General features: G+C 63.1%; 19 protein-coding genes, 1 other RNA gene and 1 pseudogene. 9 read left to right on the top strand and 12 right to left on the bottom strand.

Annotation, left to right across the window (positions count from 1 at the left end; translation table 11 throughout):
- Positions 1 to 198: 198 nt before the first annotated feature.
- Together NLY36_RS04690 and NLY36_RS04685 are read right to left on the bottom strand one after the other, a co-directional pair.
- Entirely contained in the window at positions 199 to 2,940 is a 2,742-nt protein-coding gene (locus tag NLY36_RS04690; protein WP_286461705.1) for an ATP-dependent helicase, read from the bottom strand.
- 80 nt (positions 2,941 to 3,020) lie between these two features.
- Positions 3,021 to 3,857, bottom strand: coding sequence for a DUF2059 domain-containing protein (locus NLY36_RS04685; protein ID WP_023735958.1), 837 nt, complete (start codon positions 3,855 to 3,857; stop codon positions 3,021 to 3,023).
- A 242-nt stretch (positions 3,858 to 4,099) separates the two neighbouring features.
- Here NLY36_RS04685 and NLY36_RS04680 point away from each other — a divergent pair, with 242 nt between their 5' ends.
- Together NLY36_RS04680 and NLY36_RS04675 are read left to right on the top strand one after the other, a co-directional pair.
- A complete protein-coding gene (locus tag NLY36_RS04680; protein ID WP_198020839.1) occupies positions 4,100 to 6,439 on the top strand; it encodes a glucose/quinate/shikimate family membrane-bound PQQ-dependent dehydrogenase in 2,340 nt (779 codons plus the stop codon).
- Positions 6,440 to 7,201: 762 nt separating this feature from the next.
- Positions 7,202 to 8,107 carry a dienelactone hydrolase family protein gene (locus tag NLY36_RS04675; RefSeq protein WP_023735955.1) on the top strand — a complete coding sequence of 302 codons (906 nt, stop codon included), beginning with the start codon at positions 7,202 to 7,204 and terminating at the stop codon, positions 8,105 to 8,107.
- Between the two features lie 3 nt (positions 8,108 to 8,110).
- Here the strand turns inward: NLY36_RS04675 and NLY36_RS04670 are convergent, their stop codons facing one another.
- The 4 genes from NLY36_RS04670 to NLY36_RS04655 form a co-directional block, all read right to left on the bottom strand.
- Positions 8,111 to 8,560 carry a response regulator gene (locus NLY36_RS04670; RefSeq protein WP_023668313.1) on the bottom strand — a complete coding sequence of 150 codons (450 nt, stop codon included), beginning with the start codon at positions 8,558 to 8,560 and terminating at the stop codon, positions 8,111 to 8,113.
- The gene (locus tag NLY36_RS04665; RefSeq protein WP_023668314.1) at positions 8,557 to 9,705 is read right to left on the bottom strand and encodes a histidine kinase dimerization/phosphoacceptor domain -containing protein; all 1,149 of its coding nucleotides are present in this window, start codon (positions 9,703 to 9,705) and stop codon (positions 8,557 to 8,559) included. Before NLY36_RS04665 ends, NLY36_RS04670 begins: the two co-directional genes overlap by 4 nt.
- Positions 9,706 to 9,963: 258 nt before the next feature.
- Positions 9,964 to 10,161, bottom strand: coding sequence for a hypothetical protein (locus NLY36_RS04660; RefSeq protein WP_013531006.1), 198 nt, complete (start codon positions 10,159 to 10,161; stop codon positions 9,964 to 9,966).
- Between the two features lie 146 nt (positions 10,162 to 10,307).
- Positions 10,308 to 10,793 carry a thioesterase family protein gene (locus NLY36_RS04655; RefSeq protein ID WP_023712460.1) on the bottom strand — a complete coding sequence of 162 codons (486 nt, stop codon included), beginning with the start codon at positions 10,791 to 10,793 and terminating at the stop codon, positions 10,308 to 10,310.
- Between the two features lie 223 nt (positions 10,794 to 11,016).
- Between NLY36_RS04655 and NLY36_RS04650 the strand changes: the two genes are divergently transcribed.
- The 3 genes from NLY36_RS04650 to NLY36_RS04640 all read left to right on the top strand — a co-directional run bounded on the left by NLY36_RS04650 (position 11,017) and on the right by NLY36_RS04640 (position 17,022).
- Complete coding sequence (locus tag NLY36_RS04650; RefSeq protein ID WP_023735954.1) at positions 11,017 to 12,426, top strand: FAD-binding oxidoreductase; 1,410 nt, start codon at positions 11,017 to 11,019, stop codon at positions 12,424 to 12,426.
- A gap of 20 nt (positions 12,427 to 12,446) precedes the next feature.
- The gene (locus NLY36_RS04645) at positions 12,447 to 12,926 is read left to right on the top strand and encodes a hypothetical protein (protein WP_023667425.1); all 480 of its coding nucleotides are present in this window, start codon (positions 12,447 to 12,449) and stop codon (positions 12,924 to 12,926) included.
- A gap of 157 nt (positions 12,927 to 13,083) precedes the next feature.
- On the top strand, positions 13,084 to 17,022 hold the full coding sequence (locus NLY36_RS04640; protein WP_023735953.1) for an AsmA family protein: 3,939 nt from the start codon (positions 13,084 to 13,086) through the stop codon (positions 17,020 to 17,022).
- Positions 17,023 to 17,029: 7 nt separating this feature from the next.
- Here NLY36_RS04640 and NLY36_RS04635 read toward each other — a convergent pair whose 3' ends face one another.
- The 4 genes from NLY36_RS04635 to NLY36_RS04620 all read right to left on the bottom strand — a co-directional run bounded on the left by NLY36_RS04635 (position 17,030) and on the right by NLY36_RS04620 (position 18,837).
- A complete protein-coding gene (locus NLY36_RS04635; RefSeq protein WP_023735952.1) occupies positions 17,030 to 17,251 on the bottom strand; it encodes a ribbon-helix-helix domain-containing protein in 222 nt (73 codons plus the stop codon).
- Positions 17,252 to 17,264: 13 nt separating this feature from the next.
- Positions 17,265 to 17,459, bottom strand: a complete 195-nt coding sequence (locus NLY36_RS04630) for a DUF4169 family protein (protein ID WP_023667420.1) — start codon at positions 17,457 to 17,459, stop codon at positions 17,265 to 17,267.
- An 18-nt stretch (positions 17,460 to 17,477) separates the two neighbouring features.
- Positions 17,478 to 18,023 carry an SspB family protein gene (locus tag NLY36_RS04625; RefSeq protein ID WP_023667419.1) on the bottom strand — a complete coding sequence of 182 codons (546 nt, stop codon included), beginning with the start codon at positions 18,021 to 18,023 and terminating at the stop codon, positions 17,478 to 17,480.
- Positions 18,024 to 18,153: 130 nt separating this feature from the next.
- Positions 18,154 to 18,837, bottom strand: coding sequence for a TetR/AcrR family transcriptional regulator (locus tag NLY36_RS04620; RefSeq protein WP_023735951.1), 684 nt, complete (start codon positions 18,835 to 18,837; stop codon positions 18,154 to 18,156).
- Positions 18,838 to 19,024: 187 nt separating this feature from the next.
- Between NLY36_RS04620 and NLY36_RS04615 the strand changes: the two genes are divergently transcribed.
- Positions 19,025 to 20,230 carry a multidrug effflux MFS transporter gene (locus NLY36_RS04615; RefSeq protein ID WP_023682099.1) on the top strand — a complete coding sequence of 402 codons (1,206 nt, stop codon included), beginning with the start codon at positions 19,025 to 19,027 and terminating at the stop codon, positions 20,228 to 20,230.
- Between the two features lie 212 nt (positions 20,231 to 20,442).
- On the opposite strand, the gene ssrA is transcribed toward NLY36_RS04615, so the two are convergent.
- Positions 20,443 to 20,801, bottom strand: a transfer-messenger RNA (tmRNA) gene (gene ssrA / locus NLY36_RS04610).
- Between the two features lie 168 nt (positions 20,802 to 20,969).
- Between ssrA and NLY36_RS04605 the strand changes: the two genes are divergently transcribed.
- Positions 20,970 to 21,281: a DUF2853 family protein gene (locus NLY36_RS04605; protein WP_023668323.1), complete on the top strand. Its 312-nt coding sequence runs from the start codon at positions 20,970 to 20,972 to the stop codon at positions 21,279 to 21,281.
- Positions 21,282 to 21,644: 363 nt separating this feature from the next.
- On the top strand, positions 21,645 to 22,439 hold the full coding sequence (locus NLY36_RS04600; protein ID WP_023682098.1) for a thymidylate synthase: 795 nt from the start codon (positions 21,645 to 21,647) through the stop codon (positions 22,437 to 22,439).
- Positions 22,440 to 22,450: 11 nt separating this feature from the next.
- Here the strand turns inward: NLY36_RS04600 and NLY36_RS04595 are convergent.
- Positions 22,451 to 22,650 (bottom strand): annotated as a pseudogene (locus tag NLY36_RS04595) (TOBE domain-containing protein).
- Positions 22,651 to 22,806: 156 nt separating this feature from the next.
- On the opposite strand from NLY36_RS04595, the gene modA reads away from it, so the two are divergent.
- Positions 22,807 to 23,604: a molybdate ABC transporter substrate-binding protein gene (gene modA, locus NLY36_RS04590; RefSeq protein ID WP_023735950.1), complete on the top strand. Its 798-nt coding sequence runs from the start codon at positions 22,807 to 22,809 to the stop codon at positions 23,602 to 23,604.
- The last annotated feature ends 5 nt before the right edge of the window (positions 23,605 to 23,609 follow it).

Genomic DNA, 23,609 nt, shown 5'->3' with positions numbered 1-23,609 from the left:
CTGGAATCCATTCCGCGACCTTGGCGTGCAGCTGCGCAGGATTCCGCACCGTGGCAACGCGTTGAAGACGCGGGATGGATCCTCGGGTCTACGCTGCGTCGCTACGCTCCTTGCTCCGCCCGTGGATGACGAGGCGGGGAGGGCTCCGCCAGACTACAACAATGTGGTCGCTTGTAGGACAACAGGACAAGCGGGCGCTCACACCGCCGCCACAAACCCGTCCAGCACGCGTTTCTGGCCGGCCTTGTCGAAGTCGATGGTCAGCTTGTTGCCTTCGATGTTGGAGATGTTGCCGTTGCCGAATTTCTGGTGGAAGACGCGGTCGCCGACGCTGAAGGGCGACGGCGTGTCGGCGACGGATTTGGCGACCAGTTCGCCGTCAATGGTGCGGCCTTTGACGCTGGTTCGGCCGGCGCCGTAGCCGGAGTCGGTCTCGCCATAGCCGATGCGCTCGACCTGGTGGCCGGAGCGCGAGCCCCAGTTGCGGTCGGTCGCCTCGGTGCGGTTGGCCTGCGCGCGCTGCCAGCCGGGCGTCGCATAGGTGTTGGAGAAGGCGCCGGATTTTTCCGCGCCGACATTGTCGAAGCGCGAGGCGCCGTAGGGGTTCTTCCGCCCTGCGCCCTGGCCGCCACGGCCCGACGCGAACGAACCGCCGCCATAGGAATTGCCGTAGCCGCCATAGGAGTTGCCGCTTTCGGCGACCTCGACATGGGCTTCCGGCAGTTCGTCCAGAAAGCGCGACGGGATGGTCGACTGCCACAGGCCGTGGATGCGGCGGTTGGAGACGAACCACAGATGCAGGTTCTTCTTGGCCCGGGTCAGGCCGACATAGGCGAGACGGCGCTCTTCCTCCAGGCCGGAGCGGCCGCCTTCGTCCAGCGCGCGCTGGTGCGGGAACAGGCCTTCCTCCCAGCCGGGGAGGAACACGGTCTCGAATTCGAGGCCCTTGGCCGAATGCAGCGTCATGATGTTGACGGCGTCAAGCTCGGCGTTCTGCTCGGCGTCCATGACCAGGGCGACATGTTCGAGGAAGGAGCGCAGCGATTCATACTCCTCCATGGAGCGGATCAGCTCTTTCAGGTTTTCCAGCCGGCCCGGCGCCTCGACCGAACGGTCGTTCTTCCACATGTCGGTGTAGCCGCTCTCCTCCAGAATGGTCTCGGCGAGTTCGGTGTGCGGCGTGGTTTCCAGCGCTTTCTGCCAGCGTTCGAAATTGGCCGCCACTTCGCGCAAGGCCGCGCGGGGCTTGGGCTTCAATTCGTCGCTTTCGGCCAGCTTGGCGGCGGCCTCCAGCATCGGGATGCGCAGCGCACGCGACGTGTCGTGGATCTGCCGGATGGTGGCTTCGCCGAGGCCGCGCTTGGGCACATTGACGATGCGTTCGAAGGCGAGGTCGTCGGCGCCTTGGGCGACGACGCGGAAGAAGGCCAGCGCATCGCGGATTTCCATGCGCTCATAGAAGCGCGGACCGCCGATGACGCGGTAGTTGAGGCCGAGCGTGACGAAGCGATCTTCGAATTCGCGCATCTGGAAGGACGCGCGGACCAGGATGGCCATGTCGTTCAGCTTGTGCTTGGCACGCTGGTAGGTCTCGATGGTTTCGCCGACGGCGCGCGCTTCCTCTTCGGAATCCCACGCGGCGTGGACATGCACCTTCTCGTCGTCCTCGGCGACCTTCTCGGTGAACAGCGTCTTGCCGAAGCGACCCTCATTGTGGGCGATGAGGTGCGAGGCGGTGCCGAGGATGTGCGCGGTCGAGCGATAGTTGCGCTCCAACCGGATGATGGTGGCGCCGGGAAAATCCTTGTCGAAGCGCAGGATGTTGTCGACCTCGGCGCCACGCCAGCCATAGATCGATTGGTCGTCGTCGCCGACGCAGCAGATGTTGACTTTGTTTTCGCTCACGGGCCGTTCCGCGCCTGCCGGCGCGGGCCCTCGCAACGGCTCGGACGCCCGGTCGGGCATGCGGCCTTTGGCCGAGCGCGCTTTACCCTCGCCTGGATGGGGAGGGTCGCCGCGAAGCGGCGGGGAGGGGTGACTGGCGCCGGCGCTGCCACCCCCACCCGCGCCGCTACGCGGCGCGACCTCCCCCATCGAGGGGGAGGTAGGTCTTTGCGCCAGGAGCCGCAGCCACATGTATTGCGCGGTGTTGGTGTCCTGGTACTCGTCGACGAGGATGTATTTGAAGCGCTTGTGGTAGTCCTTCAGCACGTCCGGATTGGCGCGGAAGATGCGGATAGGGTGGCAGAGCAGATCGCCGAAGTCGCAGGCGTTCAGGGTCTTCAGCCGCTCCTGATAGGCCTTGTAGAGTTCCCGGCCCTTGCCGTTGGCGAAGCTGCGGGCATCGCCCTCGGCAATGTCGGCGGGGCCTTGGCCCTTGTTCTTCCAGCCGTCGACCATCTGCGCGAACTGCTTGGCCGGCCAGCGCTTGTCGTCGAGGCCTTCGGCCTGGATCAGCTGCTTGATCAGCCGTACGACATCGTCGGTGTCGAGGATGGTGAAATCGGATTTGAGCCCGGCCAGCTCAGCGTGGCGGCGCAAGAGCTTGACGCCGATGGAGTGGAAGGTGCCGAGCCACGGCATGCCCTCGACGGCTTCGCCGACGAGATGGCCGATGCGCTGCTTCATCTCGCGCGCGGCCTTGTTGGTGAAGGTCACCGCCAGGATCTGCGAGGGGAAAGCCCTGCCGGTGGCCAGGATATGGGCGATGCGGGTGGTCAGCACGCGGGTCTTGCCGGTGCCGGCGCCGGCCAGCACCAGGACCGGGCCTTCGGTGGTTTCCACCGCCAGCCGCTGCTCGGGGTTGAGGCCGTTGAGATAATCGGGCGCGCTGTTGGGTCCGCTGCGGGCCGCCATGGCGCGCGCGGCTATGCCCGACGGGGCCGCGGGCCGCGCATTGGGTTCGTCGAAAAAGGGCATGTCTTCCGCAAAGCCGGACATCTCCCCCGAATGTAGTGATTCGGGAGCGAAAGACCAGAAGTGTCTACGTTTTGTTCTGCTAAAGTGCCCGATACTGCGGCTCAGGCCTTTCGGTAACCGAGCGCGACGAACAATCGATGTCCGAACGAGCGCGCTTCCTCTGTCATCACCATGCCAAAGGCCGTCAGCATCTGGTCGTAATAGCGGCTGCCCGCGGGTGACGCCAGGAATGTCGAGTACAGTCTGAGATCGCCGAGCGAGAGATCCCGGTACGTATAAGCGCTACCCTGCATGGCATTCTGTTCGATGTTCTGGCGAATTTTCACGGATTGCTGACGCACCAGCACCATGATCTGTTCGTCCGACAGAGGCTTTCCGGCTGCGCCCAGCATCCCCGTAACCATCGCGTAGCTCATGTTCAGCGCTATCGCCTCGCCGGTGTCGACAGCGCTGATATCGTCGATGATCTTGCGGTACAATTCGAGCCGGGCTGGATCCTTGGTCGGAAGCTCGGCGAGGATTTGCTTGCCCTCTGTCTTCTTGCTTTGCCTGCCTTCCGGGCCAGACGACTGGATTTCCAAAGCGGTGACGTGCTTGCCCAACGGGGAAGCGTAAAACGCTGCGAGGTCGGACAGATCGGTGGCCGACAGCCTGTCCGCCATCCGCGATTCGATGGCAGTCTCCATTTTGACTGCGTCGAAGGCGCCTTCCAGCGCGACCGACAAGGCGTCCTGGAAATTTGCCGGTAACGGTTCGGGTATGGATTTCGTGGCTGCGGCGATGCCGGGACCGATGCCCATCAGCATCTCGTGAAAGCCGTTTGCCTTGTTGATCTCGCTAAGCGTCTGTGCCGGCGCGGCCACCGTGCCGGCCGTGAGCGCGACGAAGCTACAGAGGACAAGGACTACGCGCGTCAGAGGCGAGGCGAATGACGTCACTCTGGTTGCTCCTGATGGTTGGTCCAAAGCAGACTGCTGGAAAACCCGGATGCCGGCAAGGCGGGATTGCCACCTGGGCGTGTGGCCTCGAAAAACGCCCTGTTACGCAACGGAGCCTGCGGCATGGCCGTTTGGTTTCGCCATGGATCGCTCCCCGGCGGCTTGACAGGCACGGCGGCCGGGAGAAGGTTGTACCGCCGGGGGCAGGATTGGCATACCTTTGCCCATGGCCGCGTCGCGGAATGCGCATCAGTCGAAGGAGTATCGTCTTGGCTGTCGTCATCACCTCCCTCATCCTGTTCCTCATCGGCCTCGCACTTGGCGGCGGCGGCGTCTGGCTCGCGATGCTGGGCGGCAGCTGGTACTATGTCGTCACCGGTCTCGCCTTCCTCATCGCCGCATGGCTGCTCTTCCGGCGCAAATCGACGGCGCTCTGGCTCTACGCGGCGATCGTGCTCGGCACGCTGGCCTGGGCGGTGTGGGAAATCGGCTTCGACTGGTGGGAACTCGGACCGCGCGGCGGCATCATCGTGCTTCTGGCGCTGTGGCTGCTGACGCCTTGGGCAAGGCGGGGCCTGACCGGCCCCGACGCGCGAGCGCCGCTCATTCTGGCCGTGCTCGCTTCGCTCGCCGTCGCCGGTTATTCGATGACGGCCGATCCCAAGGACATCGCCGGCGACCTCAGCGCCGACAAGGTGACGCCGACTGCCGATCTCGGCGGCAACGTGCCTCCGGGTGAATGGCACTTCTATGGCCGCACGCAATTTGGCCAGCGCTATTCGCCGCTCGACCAGATCACGCCCGACAATGTCGCCAAATTGCAGCCGGCCTGGATCTACCAGACCGGCGACGTGAAAGGGCCGGACGATGTCGGCGAAACCACCTACCAGGTGACGCCGCTGAAGGTGGGCGATGCGCTCTATATCTGCACGCCGCACAATTTCGCCATCGCCATCGATGCCGCCACCGGCAAGGAGAAATGGCGTTTCGATCCCAAGATCAAGCTCGACAAGGACCGCCAGCACCAGACCTGCCGCGGCGTGTCCTATTATGCCGATGCCAAGATCGCCGCCGGCCAGCCTTGCGCGACGCGCGTCTATCTGCCGACCTCGGATGCGCGGCTGATCGCGCTCGACGCCGCCAACGGCCAGGTCTGCCCGTCCTTCGCCGAAGCCGGCACGCTCAATTTGTTGACCAACATGCCGTATCCGAAGTCGGGCTATTATTACTCGACCTCGGCGCCGCTGATTGCGGGCGGCAAGATCATCATCGGCGGCGCGGTCAACGACAATTATTCGACGCAAGAGCCGTCCGGCGTCATCCGGGCCTTCGACGTCGACACCGGCGCCCTGGTGTGGAACTGGGATTCCGGCAATCCGGACCAGACAACGCCGCTGGCGGCAGGCCAGACCTACACCCACAACTCGCCCAACATGTGGTCGACGGCAAGCGCCGACGAGAAGCTCGGCCTGCTCTATGTGCCGCTCGGCAACCAGACGCCGGACCAGCTCGGGATGGGCCGCAGCGCCAATGTCGAGAAGTTTTCCTCCTCGATCACCGCGCTCGATCTGGCCACCGGACAAGTGCGCTGGGTGCGGCAGACCGTGCATCACGACCTCTGGGACATGGATGTGCCGGCACAGCCGACCCTGGTCGACATCACCACCGCTGCCGGCGTCGTTCCGGGCCTGGTTGGACCGACCAAGCAGGGCGACCTCTACGTGCTCGACCGGCGCAGCGGCGAGCCGATCATCCCGATCAAGGAAGTGCCGGCGCCGGGCGGCGCTGTCGAGGGCGATCACACGTCGCCGACGCAGCCGGTCTCGGATCTCTCCTTCAATCCGAGGCCGCTGACCGGCGCCGACATGTGGGGCATCACCATGTTCGACCAGCTGGCCTGCCGGATCGAATTCCAGGGCCTGCGCTACGAGGGCCGCTACACCCCGCCATCGGTGCAGGGGTCGCTGGTCTATCCCGGTAATTTCGGCACATTCAACTGGGGCGGCGTCGCCGTCGATCCGGTGCGGCAGGTGATGTTCGGCATGCCGACCTATCTGGCGTTCAAATCGCAGCTCATTCCGCGCGACCAGGTGCCGCCGCCGGATGAGGGGCGCGGCAGCGAGCAGGGGCTGAACCGCAATGAGGGCGCACCCTATGCGGTGGTGATGGGGCCGTTCCTGTCGCCGCTCGGCGTGCCCTGCCAGGCGCCGCCATGGGGCTATGTGGCGGGAGCGGACCTCAGAACCGGCAAGATCGCCTACAAGCACCGCAACGGCACCGTCTATGACATGACGCCGTTGCCCTTGCCGCTGAAGGTCGGTGTTCCCGGCATTGGCGGGCCGATGATCACCGCCGGCGGCGTCGTCTTCCTGGGCGCGGCGGTCGACGACTATCTGCGCGCCTATGACCTGACATCGGGCAAGCAGCTCTGGCAGGCCAGGCTGCCGGCCGGTGGGCAGTCGACGCCGATGACCTACACCGTCGCCGACGGCCGCCAGTTCTTGGTCATCGTCGCCGGCGGCCACGGCTCGGTCGGCACCAAGCCGGGCGACTATGTGATGGCCTATACGCTGCCGAAGTAGCAGCGATGCGACTTAGGTAGGTGATCGGCCCGGCAGATATTCTGGCAATGTCGCGCCGCCCCTCATCTGCCTGCCGGCATCTTCTCCCCGTATAGTGACGGGGAGAAGGGGCAGCTTCAGCGTTGGCGCCCTTTCCTGCAACGCTGGCGATTGGCGAAATTCGATGACGGCATCCTTCTCCCCGTCACTATACGGGGAGAAGTGCCCGGCAGGGCGATGAGGGGCAGCAGCAGCCTTGGTCAGCTTGCGTAAGAGATGGCCTTTGAGGCTGGGCACGGAGCCCAGTACTTCATTGGTTAGCTGCGGCCCTGTTTCGGCCTGCTGGATCAGCGTGGTGACGGCCGACGCCGGTCGACGCGGACATTCACCATCCGAGCGGCGGCTGCGGCAGCAGCGGAGCGCATTGCCAGCAAGGCAGCAACAGCAAGCACGAGCGCGCTTGCAAGGATCGGAGTAGACAAGGTCATGGCGTTGTTCCTTCTCGCCGGGCTCGCCGCTACGAGCGAGACCATCATCAGCTTCCTTCCATATTGTGGCGGCACCATCGACATTCTCTGAAATGACCAAAATGTGATGGGCGCGTTCCGCGGGGCCGCCGCATCGTTCGATGGCGCAAGCGTCACCCATCCGAGACTGGACCGTGCGAGCTTGCACCCTATCTTGATCCGCGAGTCATCCCGGAGTGACCGCGAGGTCATCCCGGAGTGACCATGAGGTCATCCCGGAGTGACCGTGAGATCATCTCCTAACGAGGAGCACGCCATGACGAAACCCACCGCCGAAGCCGTCAAACCTGCCAAACCTGCCATCACCCAGGCGATGATCGATGCCTATGACGAATACACGCATCTGACGCTCGACCGCCGCCGATTCATGGAACAGCTGACCAGGCTTGCCGGATCGGGCGCGGCGGCGGCCGCGATCGCGCCGCTGCTTGCGGCGAATTCGGCGCAGGCGGCAATCGTCGCCGACAACGATCCGCGCGTGAAGGCTGAAGATATCACCTATTCCGGCAGCAGCGGTGAGATGAAGGGCTATCTTGTCAGGCCGGCGGACCAGTCCGGCAAGCTCGGCACCGTCATCGTGGTGCATGAGAACAGGGGGCTCAACCCGCATATCAAGGATGTGGCGCGGCGCGTTGCGCTGGAGGGGTTCGTGGCGCTGGCCCCGGATTTCCTGTCGCCGCTCGGCGGCACGCCCGCCGACGAGGACAAGGCGCGCGACATGTTCACCAAGCTCGACGCCAGCCATGTCACCGCCGATGGTGTGGCGACCATCGCCTATCTCAAGGGCGAGAAGGACGGCAACGGCAAGGTCGGTGCTGTCGGCTTCTGCTGGGGCGGCGGCACGGTCAACAATCTGGCGGTCAACGCGCCCGATCTCGCCGCCGGCGTCGCCTATTACGGCATGCAGCCGAAGGCCGAGGATGTGGCGAAGATCAAGGCGGCGCTGTTGCTGCACTATGCCGGGCTGGACGAGCGCATCGACGCCGGCATCGATGCCTACAAGAAGGCGCTCGACGCCGCCCATGTCGAATACACCGTCTATGTCTATGACGGCGTCAACCATGCCTTCAACAACGACACCTCGGCCGCGCGCTATGACAAGAAGGCAGCCGATCTCGCCTGGGGACGGACGATCGCTTTCCTCAAGGAGAAGCTGGCGTAAGCTTCAGGCCGCCGACGACGCCCATACGCTTTCATAGGCCGGCGACAGCGTAAAACCGGCCGGCAGCACCGAGACCGGGGGCGGGCGCCGCACGCCCTCCTGCAGATAGCGCAACGCCGACACCAGTCCGTTCATCGTGTAGGGCTTGGCGATGACGCCGATCGCGCCGGCGAAATGGTCGGGGATGCGTTTTGGATTGGCGGTCATGAACACCACCATGGAACGGTTACCCTCGCGGATATGCTCGGCAACCTCGACCCCGGTTGGTCCGTCGGCGAGGTGGATATCGACAAAGGCAATATCGGCATCGGCGGTATCAATCATACCTCTTGCTTCGGCCAACGATGTCGCCCAACCCACAACGCTGTGGCCGGCTTCCTCGACGAGGCTTTCCAGTTCCATCGCCAGCAACGCCTCATCCTCGACGATCAGGACCTTGAGCGGTTCGTTCATGACAGCTTCCCTTTCTGCTGCGGTTCGTTCGGCATCGAGATGACGACCTTTGTGCCCGGGCCGGCGTCGCGCCATTCGATGTCGGCATGCAACTGACGGGCAAGCGACTTGATCAGCCGCATGCCGAAAGAAGCATCGCCACTGGCCTCGGCCATGCCGACGCCGTCATCGGAAACCTCGATGTTGAAGTGGCCGTCGGGCTGGCTCATCTTGATGCCGATGCGCCCCGCGGTGGTGCCGTCCGGCTTTTCCTTGAAGGCATGCTTCAGCGCGTTGGTGACAAGCTCATTGACCATCAAGGCAACAGGCGTGGCTTTTTCGGCCGGAATGACGATGGGTTCGAGGTCCAGCGTCGGCTTGATCTCGGCGCGCCCCGATGCGGTCAGCAGGTCGGTGACCAGATCCCTGGCGAAATCCGAGACATCGAAGCGGCTGACATCCTTTGACTGGTAGAGACGGCGATGCACAGTGCTCAGCGCCTCGATGCGCTCCAGCATGGTGGTCAGGGATCGCTTCGTCGCTTCATCCTTGATTGCCCGGCTTTGCATGATGATCAGCGAGGAGATCATCTGCAGGTTGTTTTTCACCCGATGGTCGACCTCGTGCAGCAGCGTGGTCTGCGCCTCAAGGGCGGCCTCAAGCTCGCGTGTGCGTTCCTTGACAGCCTTTTCAAAACGGTTCTTGTCGGCGGTGATGCGATCCTCCGAGCGCTTGCGATCCGAGACGTCGAGCTGTGAGGCAAAGAAGAACAGGAGTTCGCCTTTGTCGTTGGAAACCGGGCTGATGTAGAGCGCATTCCAGAACGTCGAGCCGTCCTTGCGGTAGTTCAACAGATCGATGGCGATATCGGTTCCCGCTGCTATCGCGTCGCGCACGCTAGCCACAGCTGCCTTGTCTGTCTCTGGCCCCTGCAGGAAGCGGCAGTTCTTGCCCATGACCTCGTCGCGCTCGTAGCCGGTCAGGCGCAGGAACGCGTCATTGGCAAAGACGATCGGATTGTCCGCCTGACGGGGATCGGTGATGACCATCGACATGCGGGTGGCGCGGATGGCGGCCGCGAACGGATCGCCCTTGCCGTGCTCGGCATGCAGATTGTCCGTCATGTGCCATGCGTCGGCCGGTTCCCTGGTCCTTTTCCAGTCCATGCTTTCACTCCAAGCCGTTTTTCAGGGGTCACAACGGCTTAGACGTGGAATTGGTTCAATCTTGATCTTCTTGTCGCAGGCAGCCATTTGCGGAACCGAATCGCCGGTTCCACAACGGATTGAAATAAATGGGTTTGAAGGTTGTCGGATGTAGCCGATTCGCTGAAAGCAGGGCTGGCGCCGACCTATAGAAATGATCAGATCGCAATTGTCCGTGGCGGCGCTCGCCAGTGTCGGCTTCTCAGGGCAGGGGAAACGTCAGGCGTGGCCACGCTTCATGCGCGCCTGCTTCAGGATGGCGCGCCAGCGGATCATGTCGAAGGGGATTGGCTCGTTGTTGTTGGCGATGTGGAAGATCTCGTTGTTGACGTTCTTCAACGAGCGCCAGAAATCATAGTCGGTGATGCGCGGATCGGCAGCCAGCCTGTCCACCTCGACCTTGATGTCGGTTTTCATGCACGTTCCTCGAACCGCCTGTTGCCCGCCGCCCGCATCGCAACTCGCATGGCACCGTTCTCAAACGGTCCGCTGAGTCGTTCAATGGCTCAAATGGCTTGTTCACGTTAAAACCTTGGTAAGGTTAACGCGGGCGCAGCAGCGCTTCAAGCGGTCCTGCGGCGAATACCGATCGAACGGCCGGCGCGTTCGGGCATCGGCAGTGCAGAGTGGGCGGCGCGCATCGCTTCCACCTTGGCCTGCACGTCGGCGGGGAAGGGCGCGACTTTCGGCCCGGACATGTCGACATGCAGCGACAGGGTTTCGGAAGTGGCGGCGAGCCAGCCATCGACATGGCGGATTTCCTGGTAGGCCCGCAGCCGCTTGTCGTCGTGATCGATCAGCTGGAAGGATACGACGACCTTGTGTTCGAGGTGCAGTTCCTGGACATAGCAAACATGGACTTCGGCCGTGTAGATGGTCAGGCGCCGCTCTTTGACATAGTCCAGCCCCATGCCCATCGCCTCGAACGCCTCATCCGAGCAGCGGTCGAACAACACGTTGTAATAGGCCATGTTGAGATGGCCGTTGTAGTCGATCCAGTCCTTCTCGATGTCCATCGGTTTGGAAACGAAGGGGGCAGGGATGGGCATGGAAACTTCCTTGTTCTGGTGCTGGACCGAGTTCAGGTGCTGGACAGGGCGTGGCCGCTGAGACTAGAGCGGTTCACCGTCTCGCGGAAACGGTGAACCGCTTTAGTTTTTGTTTTGACGCAATCCCGGACGGAAAACCGCTTCACACTTTTCCTGGAATTGCGTCATGTGCATCCATAATCGCATAACAAGCATGGACGCTGGTCCATTCGCGGAGGAATTCATGGCTCTGAGCGACCTCAATCCGGTCGAACGCAACGAGGAAGGCATTGCGGCGGTGCTCGGCATCCTCAAGCAGCAGTTCGGCGAACGCTTCCAGACCGGCGCGGCGATCCGCTCGCAGCATGCGCACACCACCACCTATATTCCGACGCAGGCGCCTGACGGTGTCGCGCTCCCGGAGACGACAGAAGAGGTGCAAGAGATCGTACGTGCCTGCGCCGCGCACCGCGTGCCGGTCATCGCCTTCGGCGTCGGTTCCTCGCTGGAGGGCCACACCAACGCGCCGGGTGGCGGCATCTCGGTCGACACCTCGCGCATGAACCGCATCCTGTCGGTCAACCCCGAGGATCTCGACTGCACGGTCGAGCCTGGCGTAACGCGCGAGGATTTGAATCGGCACCTGCGCGATACCGGCCTGTTCTTCCCCATCGATCCCGGCGCCAATGCTTCGCTCGGCGGCATGGCGGCAACGCGGGCCTCCGGCACCAATGCGGTGCGCTACGGCACGATGCGTGAAAACGTGCTGTCGCTGACGGCCGTCATGGCCGATGGCGAGACGGTGACGACCGGCAAGCGGGCGAAAAAGAGTTCGGCCGGCTACGATCTGACGCGGCTTCTGGTCGGCTCGGAAGGCACGCTCGGCATCATCACCTCGCTGACCTTGAAGCTGCAAGGCATTCCGCAGGCGATCTCCGGCGGCGTCTGCCCGTTTCCAAACCTCGAGGCGGCCTGCAACGCGGTCATCGCGACCATCCAGATGGGCATTCCGGTGGCGCGGATCGAACTGGTCAATGGACTGCAGATGCGGGCGATGAAGAATTACTCGAAGCTCGATTATCCCGAGAGCCCGTGCCTGTTCGTCGAGTTCCACGGCAGCGATGCCGGCGTCGCCGAACAGGCCGAGACCTTCGGTGCCATTGCTGAAGACAATGGCGGCGGGCCATTCCTTTGGACCAGCGTCGCCGAGGAGCGCACGAAACTCTGGAAAGCCAGGCACGATGCTTATTGGGCGTCGCTGACGCTACGGCCGGGCGCCAAGGGCCTTTCGACCGATGTCTGCGTGCCGATCTCGCGGCTGGCCGAATGCGTTGCCGAAACCGAGGCCGACATTGCCGAGATGGGCCTGGTTGCGCCGATCGTCGGCCATGCCGGCGACGGCAATTTCCATGTGCTGGTGCTGATGGACGTCAACGACCCCAAAGAGATCGCGCTGGCGGAGAAATTCGTCTCGCGGCTGAACGTGCGGGCGATCGCCATGGACGGCACCTGCACCGGCGAACACGGCATCGGCCAGGGCAAGATCGGCTTCCTGCGCCATGAGCTCGGCCATGGTGTCGACATCATGCGCTCCATAAAAAAAGCGCTCGACCCGCAAGACATCATGAACCCGGGCAAGATATTACCTGCATAGCCGAAATGTGAGGAGCGGCAATGGATACCCTGATTATAAGGGCATCGCTTGGCAAGACACTGTTACTGCTGTCGGCCAGCCTCTTCTTTGTCCTGGCCTGCGCTTTCCTGATTTATGTCTCCGAGGACGGCGACACCGCCGGCCTTTGGTGGTGCGTGGCCTTTTTCGGGCTGGTCGCGTTGGTGTTTGCCTGGCAGCTTGTGCGGCCGCAGATTCTGGTGCTGAACGGACAAGGTTTCAGTCTCGGCGGAGGCCTTGTTCGATCGCCCAACCTGGTCCCCTGGAAGAATATCGAAAGCTTCTTCGTCGTCCATCGCCGGCGCAGGATAGGCGATATGATCGGGTACAATTTCGCACCGGGGGTCAAGAAAAGCTCCGTCATGGGCAGCGTGACCAAAAGCCTCGGCGCCGAAGCCGCATTACCGCAGGGCTGGACATTGTCGCCCGAGGAGATGGTGGTGCTGCTGAACGAATATCGCCGACGGGCCATGGCAGGATAGTCTCTTGCGCACAGGCCGGACCGCGGTCAAAGGCGTCCAAAAATCTCTGCTCTTCCAGATACATCAGAGATCAAGCAACTCTGGATGAATTGCCTCTTTATCGACACGCTGATGCGGGTAGAGTGCGGCTGACTTTCAATCAACCCGTTCGGAGCTGATGCTCGCACGCCTGTTCGTGATCTTCGGTGGCTTGTTTGTGCTGGTGCTGGTTGCGGCGCTGGTGGTGCCGTATTTTGTCGACTGGACCGGGTACCGCGCCCAATTCGAGCGCGAGGCGAGCGCCATTCTCGGCCGCAAGGTGACGGTGCAAGGCGACGCCACGGCGCGCCTGTTGCCGTTCCCCTCGGTGACCTTCTCAAACGTCACGGTCGCCGGCGGCCCCGGCGGCCAGCCGGCAATGACCGTCGAGACCTTTTCGATGGACGCGGAACTGGCGCCGTTCCTGCGCGGCGAAGTGCTGATTTTCGACATGCGGCTGGTGCATCCGAAGGCGACGATCGACATCGCCGATAACGGCACGGTCGACTGGGCGATACGGCCGTCCTCGCCCTTCGATCTCAACCAGATCTCGATCGAGAAGCTCACGGTGACGGAGGGAGAAATTGCGCTCCGCCATGCCGCAGGCGGGCGCAGCCATCTGATTTCCGAGATCAATTCGACCATCTCTGCCAAGTCGCTGGCCGGGCCGTGGCGCATGGACGGAACGTTGCTGCTCGACGGACTGCGTTCGACGGTTGCGGCTTCGACCGGCAAGGCCGAAGGCAGCGGCCAGATGCGGCTGAGGCTCAAGGTCGATCCCGATGCCTATCCACTGGTCATCGAAACCGACGGCAATGCCGGCATCGTCAATGGGGCTGCCGTCTATTCCGGCCAGTTCAAGATTTCCGGCAACGACAAAAACAGCGCCGAACTGCGCGGCGGCGATGGCGAGAGCGTCAAAATCAGAGCCGGCAAACCCGATCCGGGGTTCAGGCTGAACGGCAAGTTCTCGCTCGACCACCAGAAGCTTGGCGTCGACGAATTCCGCTTCGAGACCGGGCCGCTCGACAATCCCTACACAGCCGACGGCAAGGCTTCGGTCGATCTCGGCCTTAGGCCGAACTTCGCCATCGAGGCCAATGGCGCGCAGGTGCAACTGGACGAGGCGGTGGGCGCTGAGAAGGGCGCCGGCCTGACGCTGGACCAGCGCATTGCCGGAATCGAGCAGGCGCTGCTCGTCCTGCCGAAGCCGAGCATCCCCGGCACTGTCGAGGTCAAGCTGCCGGCGGTGGTGGCTGGCGACACCACGGTGCGCGACGTGCATCTCTCGGCCGAGCCGGTCGAGGGCGGCTGGTCGGTGAAATCGCTGGCCGCGACCTTGCCCGGGCGCACGACGCTGGAAGCCAGCGGCATGCTCAGCGTCGAAGATCATTTCCGTTTCAGCGGCTCCATGCTGCTGGCGGTGGCGCAGCCTTCCGGCTTTGCTGCCTGGTTGTCGAAAGATGTCGACGAGGCGATCCGCCGGCTGCCGGCCGCCGGCTTCAAGGCCAAGGTGGACCTGTCGGAGAAGCGCCAGGCGTTCAGCGATCTCGAACTGATCCTCGGCAAGTCGAAGTTCACCGGCCGCATCGATTCCAACCAGCCCGACGACGCCAAGTCCTCGGTGCTGATGCGGCTCGAGGGCGGCGAACTCGATGTCGACGGGCTGACGGCCTTCGCCTCGATCTTCGTCAGCGACAAGGGCGCCAACCGCTTTTCCGACCGTGACCTCGATTTTCAGATCAAGGCAGGGCCGGTCAATGCCGGCGGGCTCACCGCCGACACGGTCGATACCGCGCTCCGGCTCCGCGACGGGCTGCTCGAAATCGACCGGCTGTCGATTGGCGGCCTTGCCGGCGCCTCGATCAGCGCCACCGGCCGGATCAAGGATTTTCCGGCAAGCCCGACCGGCAAGCTCGATGCCTCGGTGGTCGCCGTCGATCTGAAGCCGCTGATCGACATTGCCGCGCAACACTATCCCGACAATCTGATGCTGAAGGGACTGGCTGGCCGCACGGCCGCCTATCCTGAACTGTTCCAGGACGCGCGCGTCGATCTGGTGGCGAGCGCCGCCGACAATGGCGACGGCACGACCGGGCTGGCGGTGAGCGGACAAGGCAAGGCCGGCGGTTCGGCCTTTTCGGCGTCGCTGTCGGGCAAGGGTGCCGTCGGCCAGTTGCTCGACGCGCCGGTGACGCTGACCTTCAACGCCAAAAATCCCGACGCCACCGTGCTGCTGGCGCTCTACGGCCTGCCGGCGCTGCCGCTCGGCATGCTCGGCCAGGCAAGCACCGATATTTCGGCCAAAGGCACGCTCGGCGGCGGCCTGGCGACGAGCTTCAATTTCGCCGCCGATGACTTCAAGGCGACGTTCGACGGCACCGTCGCTCAGACGCCGCAAGGCGCCACCGCCAAGGGCAAGATCGGCCTCGACGCTTCCGACATCGAGCCCTGGCTGATGACGACCGGCGCCGGCCTGCCGGGTATGGGAACGGGCACCTCGACCTCGCTCAGCGCGGATGCCGATTTCGGCAACGGCCTGCTGGTGTTGAGCGGCCTCAGCGGATCCATCAACGAGTCGGAGATTTCGGGCGACGTCAACATCGATGCGAAGCAGGGGCTGCCGCATTTTGCCGGTGCGCTGGCGCTCGACGAACTGGACCTCGACCCGATTGCGGTTGCGCTGTTCGGTGACCAGTCGTTCCTCAGCAGCAACGCGAACTGGCCGACGGCGCCATTCAGCCAGAAATCCAGCCTGCCGTTCAGCGCCGATCTCGACCTGGCGACGGCGACGCTTGCCGCCGGACCGCTGGCGACAGCCTATGACGCGTCGCTGTCGTTGAAACTGGACCAGGAAGGCATCCGCGTTTCGGACCTGAAGGCAAAACTGCTCGGCGGCGCGCTCACCGGATTGTTCGAGTTGAAGAACACGGACGGCACGGGGCTGTTCTCCGGCCAGATGAGGCTTGCCGGCGCCGACCTGGCGACGGTGCTGCCGGCTGCCGGCTTGAGTGGCAGCGGCGACTTCTCGACAGGGCTGTCGACCAGCGGCAAATCGGTCGACGCGATGATTGCCGCACTCTCCGGCTCGGGCACGGCGGCGCTGAAAGGCCTCACCATTGCCGGCGTCAATCCCGATGCCTTCGGCGCGTTGATTGCCAAGGCCGATGCGATCGGGCGCGACATCGACGTGGCCAAGACTGCGGGCTTTGCACCTGAGATCGCTGGCGACGGCAGCTTTGCTGCCGGCGATGCCGACATCGCCTTCACGGTCGCCGGCGGCACGTTGCGGGCACCACCGATCAAATTCGAAAACCAGGCGGCGACGCTGTCTGCCGACATCACGGCCGACCTCAACACCGGCACCGTCGCCACCAAGGGCGCTGTCACCTACAAGCCTGGCGACGAGGCGCTGATCGGCTCCGATCCGACGGTCAATTTCAGCGTCGATGGGCCGTTCGGGGCGCTGAAGAAGCAGTTCGACAGCGAGCCGCTGGCGCAATTTTTGACCCAGCGCGCGCTGGAAAAGGAGCAGCAGCGGGTCGAGGCTATGCAGGCCGCACTGCTCGAGAAGCAGCGGCTGCGGCGCGAGGTGCGCTACTACGCCGCCCTGCAGACCGAGCGCGACAACGCCGCCGAGGAATTGCGCAAGCAGGAGGAAGCGGCACGGCTCAAAGCCGAGGCCGACGCCAAGGCGAAGGCACAGGCCGATGCGAAGGCACAGGCCGAAGCGGATGCCAAGGCCAAGGCGGATGCCGAAGCAAAGGCCGATGCCGATGCGAAAGCGCAGGCAGAGGCTGACGCAAAGGCCAAGGCAGATGCGGACGCGAAAGCCCAGGCGGAAGAGCAGGCTGCCGAAGACGCCGCCAAGGCCGAGGACGAACGGAAGAAGGCCGAACAGGCTCGGATCGCTTCGCAGGAAAAAGCCAGGCTGGAGGCCGAGCGCAAGGCTCAGGAGCAGGCGCCGAAGGTCGACCGCTCACTTCCCGGTGTCAGTGACGGTTCGGCCCCGGCGCCGCCGAAGCCCAGGACAAATCCGTTCTCCGTCGACAATCTGCTGAAGTCGCTGGGCAATTAAGAACCATTCAGACGGCGTCGCGCTTGGCCCAGTCCAGCACGTGGAGCCTGAGCGCCGAGGACAGATTGGCATCGCGCGGTCTTGTCTCGTCGATCTCCGCGACCAGGGCAGCAAGGGTCAGCTTGCGCGCGGCGGCAATAGTGACGAGATCGTCATAAAAGGGTTTTTCGAGGGAATAGCTGGTGCGATGGCCGCGGATGGTCACGGAGCGTTTTTCGACCGGGCTCACCGCAGGCGGTCCATCAATCGCCCTGGTCTTCCGGGCGTTCGCGGCGGTGGCCGGCGACGAATTTTTCGGCCTTGTCCGATGTCAGACGGTCACGAGTTCTTTCGGCTTTGGAACGGCCGTGCAGAGCGCGGTTCTCGCCGGCGAGCTTTTCCTTTTCGGTGCGCGCCTTCTGCTTGCGGACCTGGCGAAGGTTGACGATTTCGCCCATGTCGCGCCGACCGTCCCGCTACTTCTTGCGGAAGGCGTCGAGCGACACGACGTCGGCGCCCTTGCCGGCGGCGGCATCGGCCACGGCGGGCTTTTTCTCCGCCTCAGTGGCAGCTGCCTTCTTCTCGGCCTTCGGCTTTTTCTCGGAGACGATAGCCAAAGGCTCGGCAGCCGGCTGGGCGGCTGCATCGTCTTCCGCCGGGACGTCGGTCTTGACGTCGAATTCGAGTTCGAAATTGACCGATGGGTCGTAGAAGCCGCGTACGGCCGAGAACGGAATTTCCAGCTTCTCCGGCACGTCGGAGAAGGACAGCCCGACCTCGAAGCCGGTATCGGTCACCTTGAGGTCCCAATACTGGAACTGGATGACGATGGTCATCTGTTCGGGATAGCGCTCGCGCAGCCTGGAGGACACCCGCACGCCCGGCGCGCCGGTCAGGAATGTGATGAAGAAATGATGATTGCCGGGAAGGCCGGTGCGCGCGACTTCGGCCAGGACCTTGCGCATGACGCCGCGCAATGCCTCCTGGGCCAGAATGTCGTAGCGGATGTGGTCGTCGGCCATGTGCTGGTCGGGTTCCGTTGAATCGTCCGCATAGCTGTAATCAAGCTTGAGCGCGGCGTAAACCGGATATAGATCGCTGATGCGCCGAAGCGAAGCCCGTAACGGACGATTTGATCGCCTGCTTTGGCGTTCAGGCGCTGGCCAGCTGTTTTTCCACCGCTGCCGCTGATCTGCGCTTGCCGAAGGCGCGCAGGAATGTGCGCACGCCGTGGGTGGCGGATTGCAACACTTCGTCTTCCGACGGCATGCTGCCTAGCATGAAGGTGGTCTGCAGTTCGGCGTTGGCTAGCGCCAGGAACTGGCGTGCGGCGACATCGGGATCGTCGACCGCGAGATGGCCGGCATGGGCGAGGCGGGCAAAACGGGCGGCAAGTGCGGGCCAGGTCCGGCCCGGCCCTTGGTCGCGCCATTCTGCGAAGAGCTCGGGATAGCGCTCGCCTTCGGTCTGGATCAGCTTGCGCAGGAAGCGTCCGTCGCGGTTGCAGATGCAGTTCTGATTCATGCGCACGGCAAAGCCGATCAGGTCCGCTTCCAGATCCTTCGGCTGGTCTGGGAAAGAGGCGAAGGTGGCGAAGATGCCGGCATTGCAGCGCTCCGTCAGATCGCGCACCACAGCCATGAAGAGCTTTTCCTTGTCGCGGTGGTGATTGTAGATGGTCTGGCGCGACACGCCGGCCTCCACCGCGATCAGGTCGATATTGGCGCCGGCAAAGCCTTCCCGGCAGAAGACCGAAGCCGCCGCATCGATGATCGACATACGCTTGGCCTCGTGGCCGCGTGGCGGGAAAATGTCAGGAGAAACGGCAAGCTTCATAGAAATCTATATAGAGGTGATTGACGAATTAGACAAGGCTGTCTAAATTTGTGGACACAATAAATGGGAATTCGCTCCGTAGAGACGAATAATCTCGCTCTGAGCCGTCGGATTTCAACGGGATGGAACGTCCTAGGGTTAGTCGTCGCGTTGGCGGCGCCAACCAGACTTGAAAGAAGCCTTTATCATGAGTCCCAAATTCCTCCGCATCGCGGTCGTGCTCGGCCTGTTGTCCGCTATCGGCCCCTTCGCCATCGACATGTATCTGCCGGCGTTGCCTTCGATCGGCGAGGATCTGCATGCCGGCACCGCCGCCGTTCAGATGAGCCTTTTGATCTTCTTCCTGTCGATGGGCTTCGGCCAGATCGTCGTCGGACCGATCTCCGACATGGTCGGCCGCAAGCTGCCGCTTTACGGCGGCCTTGCGCTGTTCATGGTCGGCGGTATCGGTTCGGCCATGAGCCCGACCATCGAATGGCTGATCGCCTTCCGCTTTCTGCAGGGACTGGGCGCCAGCGCCGGCATGGCGGTGCCGCGCGCCATCGTGCGCGACCTGCACACCGGCACCGAAGCCGCCAAGCTGATGTCGCTGCTGATGCTGGTGTTTTCGGTGTCGCCGATCCTGGCGCCGCTGACCGGCAGCCAGATCATCGAGAATTTCGGCTGGCGCGCCGTATTCTGGACGGTGACGGGCGCGGCCCTGCTGGCCACCATTCTGCTGGCGACCTCGCTGAAGGAGACGCGGCCGGCGGAAGAACGCGTCGGTTCCTCCTTCGGAACCGCACTCGCCGGCTATCGCTTCCTCATGGGTGACCGCAATTTCCTCGGCCTGGTGGCGATCGCCGGCTTCGGCATCGCCAGCTTCTTCGTCTACCTCTCGAGTTCGTCCTTCATCCTGATCGACCATTACGGGCTGTCGCCTTCCGTCTACAGCGTGTTCTTCTCGATCAATGCGGTGGCCTTCATCGGCATGTCGCAACTGACGGGGATGCTGTCGGAGCGCTTCGGGCTGAAGCGCGTCGTCTGGGTGGCGGTAACCGGCTATGCCACGACGATGGTTGTGCTGTTCGCAGTCATGGCGACCGGCGTCGACCGGCTCGATGTTATGGCGGCACTGCTGTTCGTCGGCTACGGCTTCCTTGGCCTGGTCATCCCGACGACGTCGGTGCTGGCCATGGAAGAGCATGGCGAGATCGCCGGCACGGCCTCGGCGCTGATGGGCACGCTGCACTTCGCCATCGGTGCGCTGGCGATGGGCGTCGCCGGCATCTTCTTCGACGGCACCCCGCTGCCCATGGTGGCCGGCATCACGCTCTGCGCGGTGATCTCGTTCACGCTGGCCAAACTGACGCTTGGCCGCTCGCGCGAAGCCGTTGAAGCGCCGGCCGAGTAAGCTGACCGCAATCGACCGGAAAGGCCGGGTCATCCCGGCCTTTTTCACGTCTGGGGTAATCCGGCCCCGGCCAGAACCACGGCCTTCGACCGACGCCGGCGGCAAATTGCACCAGCTCATGGCTCAATTTGGTGTAGGCTTCGCGGCCCATCGTCATGCGAAATCCGGCCAGCGGCAGCCGGCATTGAGCGTACGATATCGAGGAGGGGAGAAGTGGAGGTTTCTGTTGCCAGGTACCTCCGAACCCCGCCTAGAAGTGCGAACCTCTAGGGCTTGATTTGAAGCTATCGCACCGCTTACGCGGCGAGACGTGCTTCCGCATAGTTGTCATTTGCAACTACAGGTTTAGCCCGATGACGGTGGTACCATGCCGGGCAAAAGTACGATCTTTACACCTTCGTCGATCCTATTTCGCCCCCAGCAACAGCCGCTCTGATCACAGAGCGGTTCTTGGTGGAGGCGCCGGGTACCGCCCCCGGGTCCGAACGGCTTATTACATCGCCCATTTATCGCCATAGTCGGTCAAGCCGACAAAACGAATATAGGGGGGCGGCGCACAAAATGAAAGGCCGCAATGGCACTTCTTGGCCGCACCAAACTGCGGCGCCGAGGGTTGACTCGCGCGCGGTCTCAACCGAAGCTTTGCGATGGTGAGGAGCATCGACATAGCGCACAAGTTGCGGCAGCGCGCCACAGCCCTCATCGATCGGATCCCGTGGCGCCGACATGGGGAAATTTGATGGCCGATTATCTCGCAGACGTGAAGAAATACGACGCCGCCGCAAATGCCGATGTGGTTGCCAAGATTGTGAAACATCTGGGCATCGCGCTGCGCAACCGCGATTCCTCGCTGGTATCCTGCACCGACCCCAAGGAATTGGAGCGCGTCAAGACCAACTGGGTTGCCAAGAAACTCGGCGTGACCGACGGGGCGAAAGCCGACTCGGCGATCGAGAAGACCTGCAAGGCGTTGGCCGCCGACAGCTCCAAGAGCCGCGTGACTTTCTACTATCTGGTCGCCAAGGATCTGGGCAAGCTCGGCTCGCTCTAACGATCGTACGCCAGTTTGCGAAGACTGGCGCGAGAGGGGTCCGTCGCGTCGGGTTTGAATTCCAGTTCACTGGGCGTCAGCGCTGCCCCTCATCTGGCTGCCGCCATCTTCTCCCCGTGAACGGGGAGAAGGACGCAGCCATTGGCGATTTCGCTAGTCGCCAGCGTCGCAGGAAAAAGCGACGGCGTCAAAACCAGCCTTTTCTCCCCGTCACTATACGGGGAGAAATGCCCGGCAGGGCATGAGGGGCGGCACTAACTTCGGAAAAGTGTGGTTGTGCGCAAGGGCTTTGCGCGGTTTTGCTGTGTTCGGCCCGCGGCCAGTCGGTTATGATGCCGGCAATCCCGAATCGAGGCGAAGCCGATGCGCCAGTATCTCGACCTTTTGCAGCATGTGCTGGACAATGGCGCCGACCGTGGCGACCGCACGGGCACCGGCACGCGTGGGGTGTTCGGGTACCAGATGCGCTTCGACCTGTCGCGCGGCTTTCCCGTCACCACCACCAAGAAGCTGCATCTGAAGTCGATCATCCATGAACTCCTGTGGTTCCTGGCCGGCGACACCAACATCAAATACCTTAGAGATCATGGCGTTTCGATCTGGGACGAATGGGCCGACGAGAATGGCGATCTCGGCCCGGTCTATGGCAAGCAGTGGCGCTCCTGGCCGGATGGCCATGGCGGGTCGATCGACCAGATTGCCAATGTTCTGAAGGAGATACGCAGAAATCCGAATTCACGCCGGCTGATCGTTTCGGCGTGGAACCCGGCCGAAGTGGAGGCGATGGCGCTGCCACCGTGCCACTGCCTGTTCCAGTTCTACGTCTCGGAGGGCAAGCTGTCCTGCCAGCTCTACCAGCGCTCGGCCGACATTTTTCTCGGCGTACCCTTCAACATCGCTTCCTACGCGCTGCTGACCCTGATGGTGGCGCAGGTGACCGGGCTGAAGCCCGGCGAGTTCGTCCATACGCTGGGCGATGCGCATCTCTATTCCAACCATTTCGAGCAGGCGCGCGAGCAATTGCGTCGCACGCCCAAGGCGCTGCCGACGCTGTGGATCAATCCGGAAGTGAAGGACCTGTTCGCCTTCCGCTTCGAGGATTTCCGGCTGGAAAACTATTTTGCCGACGCTTCGATCAAGGCGCCGATCGCGGTCTGATCCGCCCACCTTCAATCAATGCCGAGCATGACGCCCGATGCCTTGATCACGGCATAGGCCTGCTTGCCTTTTTCGAGCTCGAGATCGGCAACGGCCTCGTTGGTGATCGAAGCGGTGACGACTGAGCCGCCGACATCACCGCGGACAGGCGAGGTGCTTTGGCGATCTCGACGATCGTTCCCTTGAGGATGTTGCGGGCGCTGATCTTCATCGGAGTTCCTTTCCGGGATTTCGGTGCACGTCCAAACCACAACAATCATGCCGAACATACGCTTTCGCAGGAGGCGGCCTTCCCTTGTTATATTCATCCAGATATATCGGTCGGCAGGAGTCGAGCCAGCAGATTTCAAGCCCAGGGAGAGTTTTCATGTTGGGGCACAAAGGTTTTGGTTTGAGGGCGATCGCGATTGGCGGCTTTGCCGTAGCTCTGATGGCCGTGATGCCGGCGGCTCACGCGGGAGACAAGGTGATCGTGTTTGCCGCAGCCAGCCTCAAGGACGGGCTCGACGCCGTCACCAAGGCCTGCGAAGCCGATGTCGGTGAAGCGGCGACCGTCTCCTACGCCGCGAGCTCGGCGCTGGCCAAGCAGATCGAAAGCGGGGCGCCCGCCGATGTGTTCATCTCGGCCGACCTCGACTGGATGAAATATCTCTCCGACAAGAAACTGACCAAGCCGGACACCGAGGTGAAACTGCTCGGCAACCACATCGTGCTGGTGGCGCCGAAGGATTCCAAGGTCGAAACCAGGATCGAGAAAGGCTTCGACCTCGCCAAGCTGATCGGCGACGGCAAGCTCGCCATGGGCGACGTCAAGGCGGTGCCGGCCGGCAAATACGGCAAGGCGGCACTTGAATCGCTCGGCGTCTGGTCGTCGGTCGAAGGCAAGGTGGCGCAGGCCGAGAATGTGCGCGCCGCGCTGAAGCTGGTTTCAACGGGCGAGGCCGCGCTCGGCATCGTCTATGCCACCGACGCGCATGCCGACAAGGGAGTCAAGGTGGTCGGCACCTTCCCGGAGGATTCGCACCCGCCGATCATCTATCCGGTTGCCCAGACCACCGATTCGAAGGACAAGGATACCCCGGCTTTCCTGAAGTGCCTGCAGTCCGCCAAGGCGGTGGAGCTGTTTAGGGATCAGGGTTTCACCGTGCTCACGCCGAGCAATTAAGGTAG

This window comes from Mesorhizobium sp. C399B, assembly GCF_030323185.1.
In the GTDB taxonomy this organism is placed as follows: Bacteria; Pseudomonadota; Alphaproteobacteria; order Rhizobiales; family Rhizobiaceae; genus Mesorhizobium.
Note: the sequence above shows the minus strand (reverse complement) of the source record. Positions and strands in the feature narration are given on the sequence as shown.

Bases quoted from the DNA above. Each gene is read 5' to 3' on its own strand.
- NLY36_RS04665 (WP_023668314.1), bottom strand. From the start codon at position 9,705: ATGGACTGGAAAAGGACCAGGGAACCGGCCGACGCATGGCACATGACG.
- NLY36_RS04640 (WP_023735953.1), top strand. From the start codon at position 13,084: ATGCTCGCACGCCTGTTCGTGATCTTCGGTGGCTTGTTTGTGCTGGTG.
- NLY36_RS04605 (WP_023668323.1), top strand. From the start codon at position 20,970: ATGGCCGATTATCTCGCAGACGTGAAGAAATACGACGCCGCCGCAAAT.
- NLY36_RS04690 (WP_286461705.1), bottom strand. From the start codon at position 2,940: ATGTCCGGCTTTGCGGAAGACATGCCCTTTTTCGACGAACCCAATGCG.
- NLY36_RS04615 (WP_023682099.1), top strand. From the start codon at position 19,025: ATGAGTCCCAAATTCCTCCGCATCGCGGTCGTGCTCGGCCTGTTGTCC.
- NLY36_RS04655 (WP_023712460.1), bottom strand. From the start codon at position 10,793: ATGCCCATCCCTGCCCCCTTCGTTTCCAAACCGATGGACATCGAGAAG.
- NLY36_RS04680 (WP_198020839.1), top strand. From the start codon at position 4,100: ATGCGCATCAGTCGAAGGAGTATCGTCTTGGCTGTCGTCATCACCTCC.
- modA (WP_023735950.1), top strand. From the start codon at position 22,807: ATGTTGGGGCACAAAGGTTTTGGTTTGAGGGCGATCGCGATTGGCGGC.
- NLY36_RS04660 (WP_013531006.1), bottom strand. From the start codon at position 10,161: ATGAAAACCGACATCAAGGTCGAGGTGGACAGGCTGGCTGCCGATCCG.
- NLY36_RS04650 (WP_023735954.1), top strand. From the start codon at position 11,017: ATGGCTCTGAGCGACCTCAATCCGGTCGAACGCAACGAGGAAGGCATT.
- NLY36_RS04600 (WP_023682098.1), top strand. From the start codon at position 21,645: ATGCGCCAGTATCTCGACCTTTTGCAGCATGTGCTGGACAATGGCGCC.
- NLY36_RS04645 (WP_023667425.1), top strand. From the start codon at position 12,447: ATGGATACCCTGATTATAAGGGCATCGCTTGGCAAGACACTGTTACTG.
- NLY36_RS04630 (WP_023667420.1), bottom strand. From the start codon at position 17,459: ATGGGCGAAATCGTCAACCTTCGCCAGGTCCGCAAGCAGAAGGCGCGC.
- NLY36_RS04625 (WP_023667419.1), bottom strand. From the start codon at position 18,023: ATGGCCGACGACCACATCCGCTACGACATTCTGGCCCAGGAGGCATTG.
- NLY36_RS04620 (WP_023735951.1), bottom strand. From the start codon at position 18,837: ATGAAGCTTGCCGTTTCTCCTGACATTTTCCCGCCACGCGGCCACGAG.
- NLY36_RS04670 (WP_023668313.1), bottom strand. From the start codon at position 8,560: ATGAACGAACCGCTCAAGGTCCTGATCGTCGAGGATGAGGCGTTGCTG.
- NLY36_RS04675 (WP_023735955.1), top strand. From the start codon at position 7,202: ATGACGAAACCCACCGCCGAAGCCGTCAAACCTGCCAAACCTGCCATC.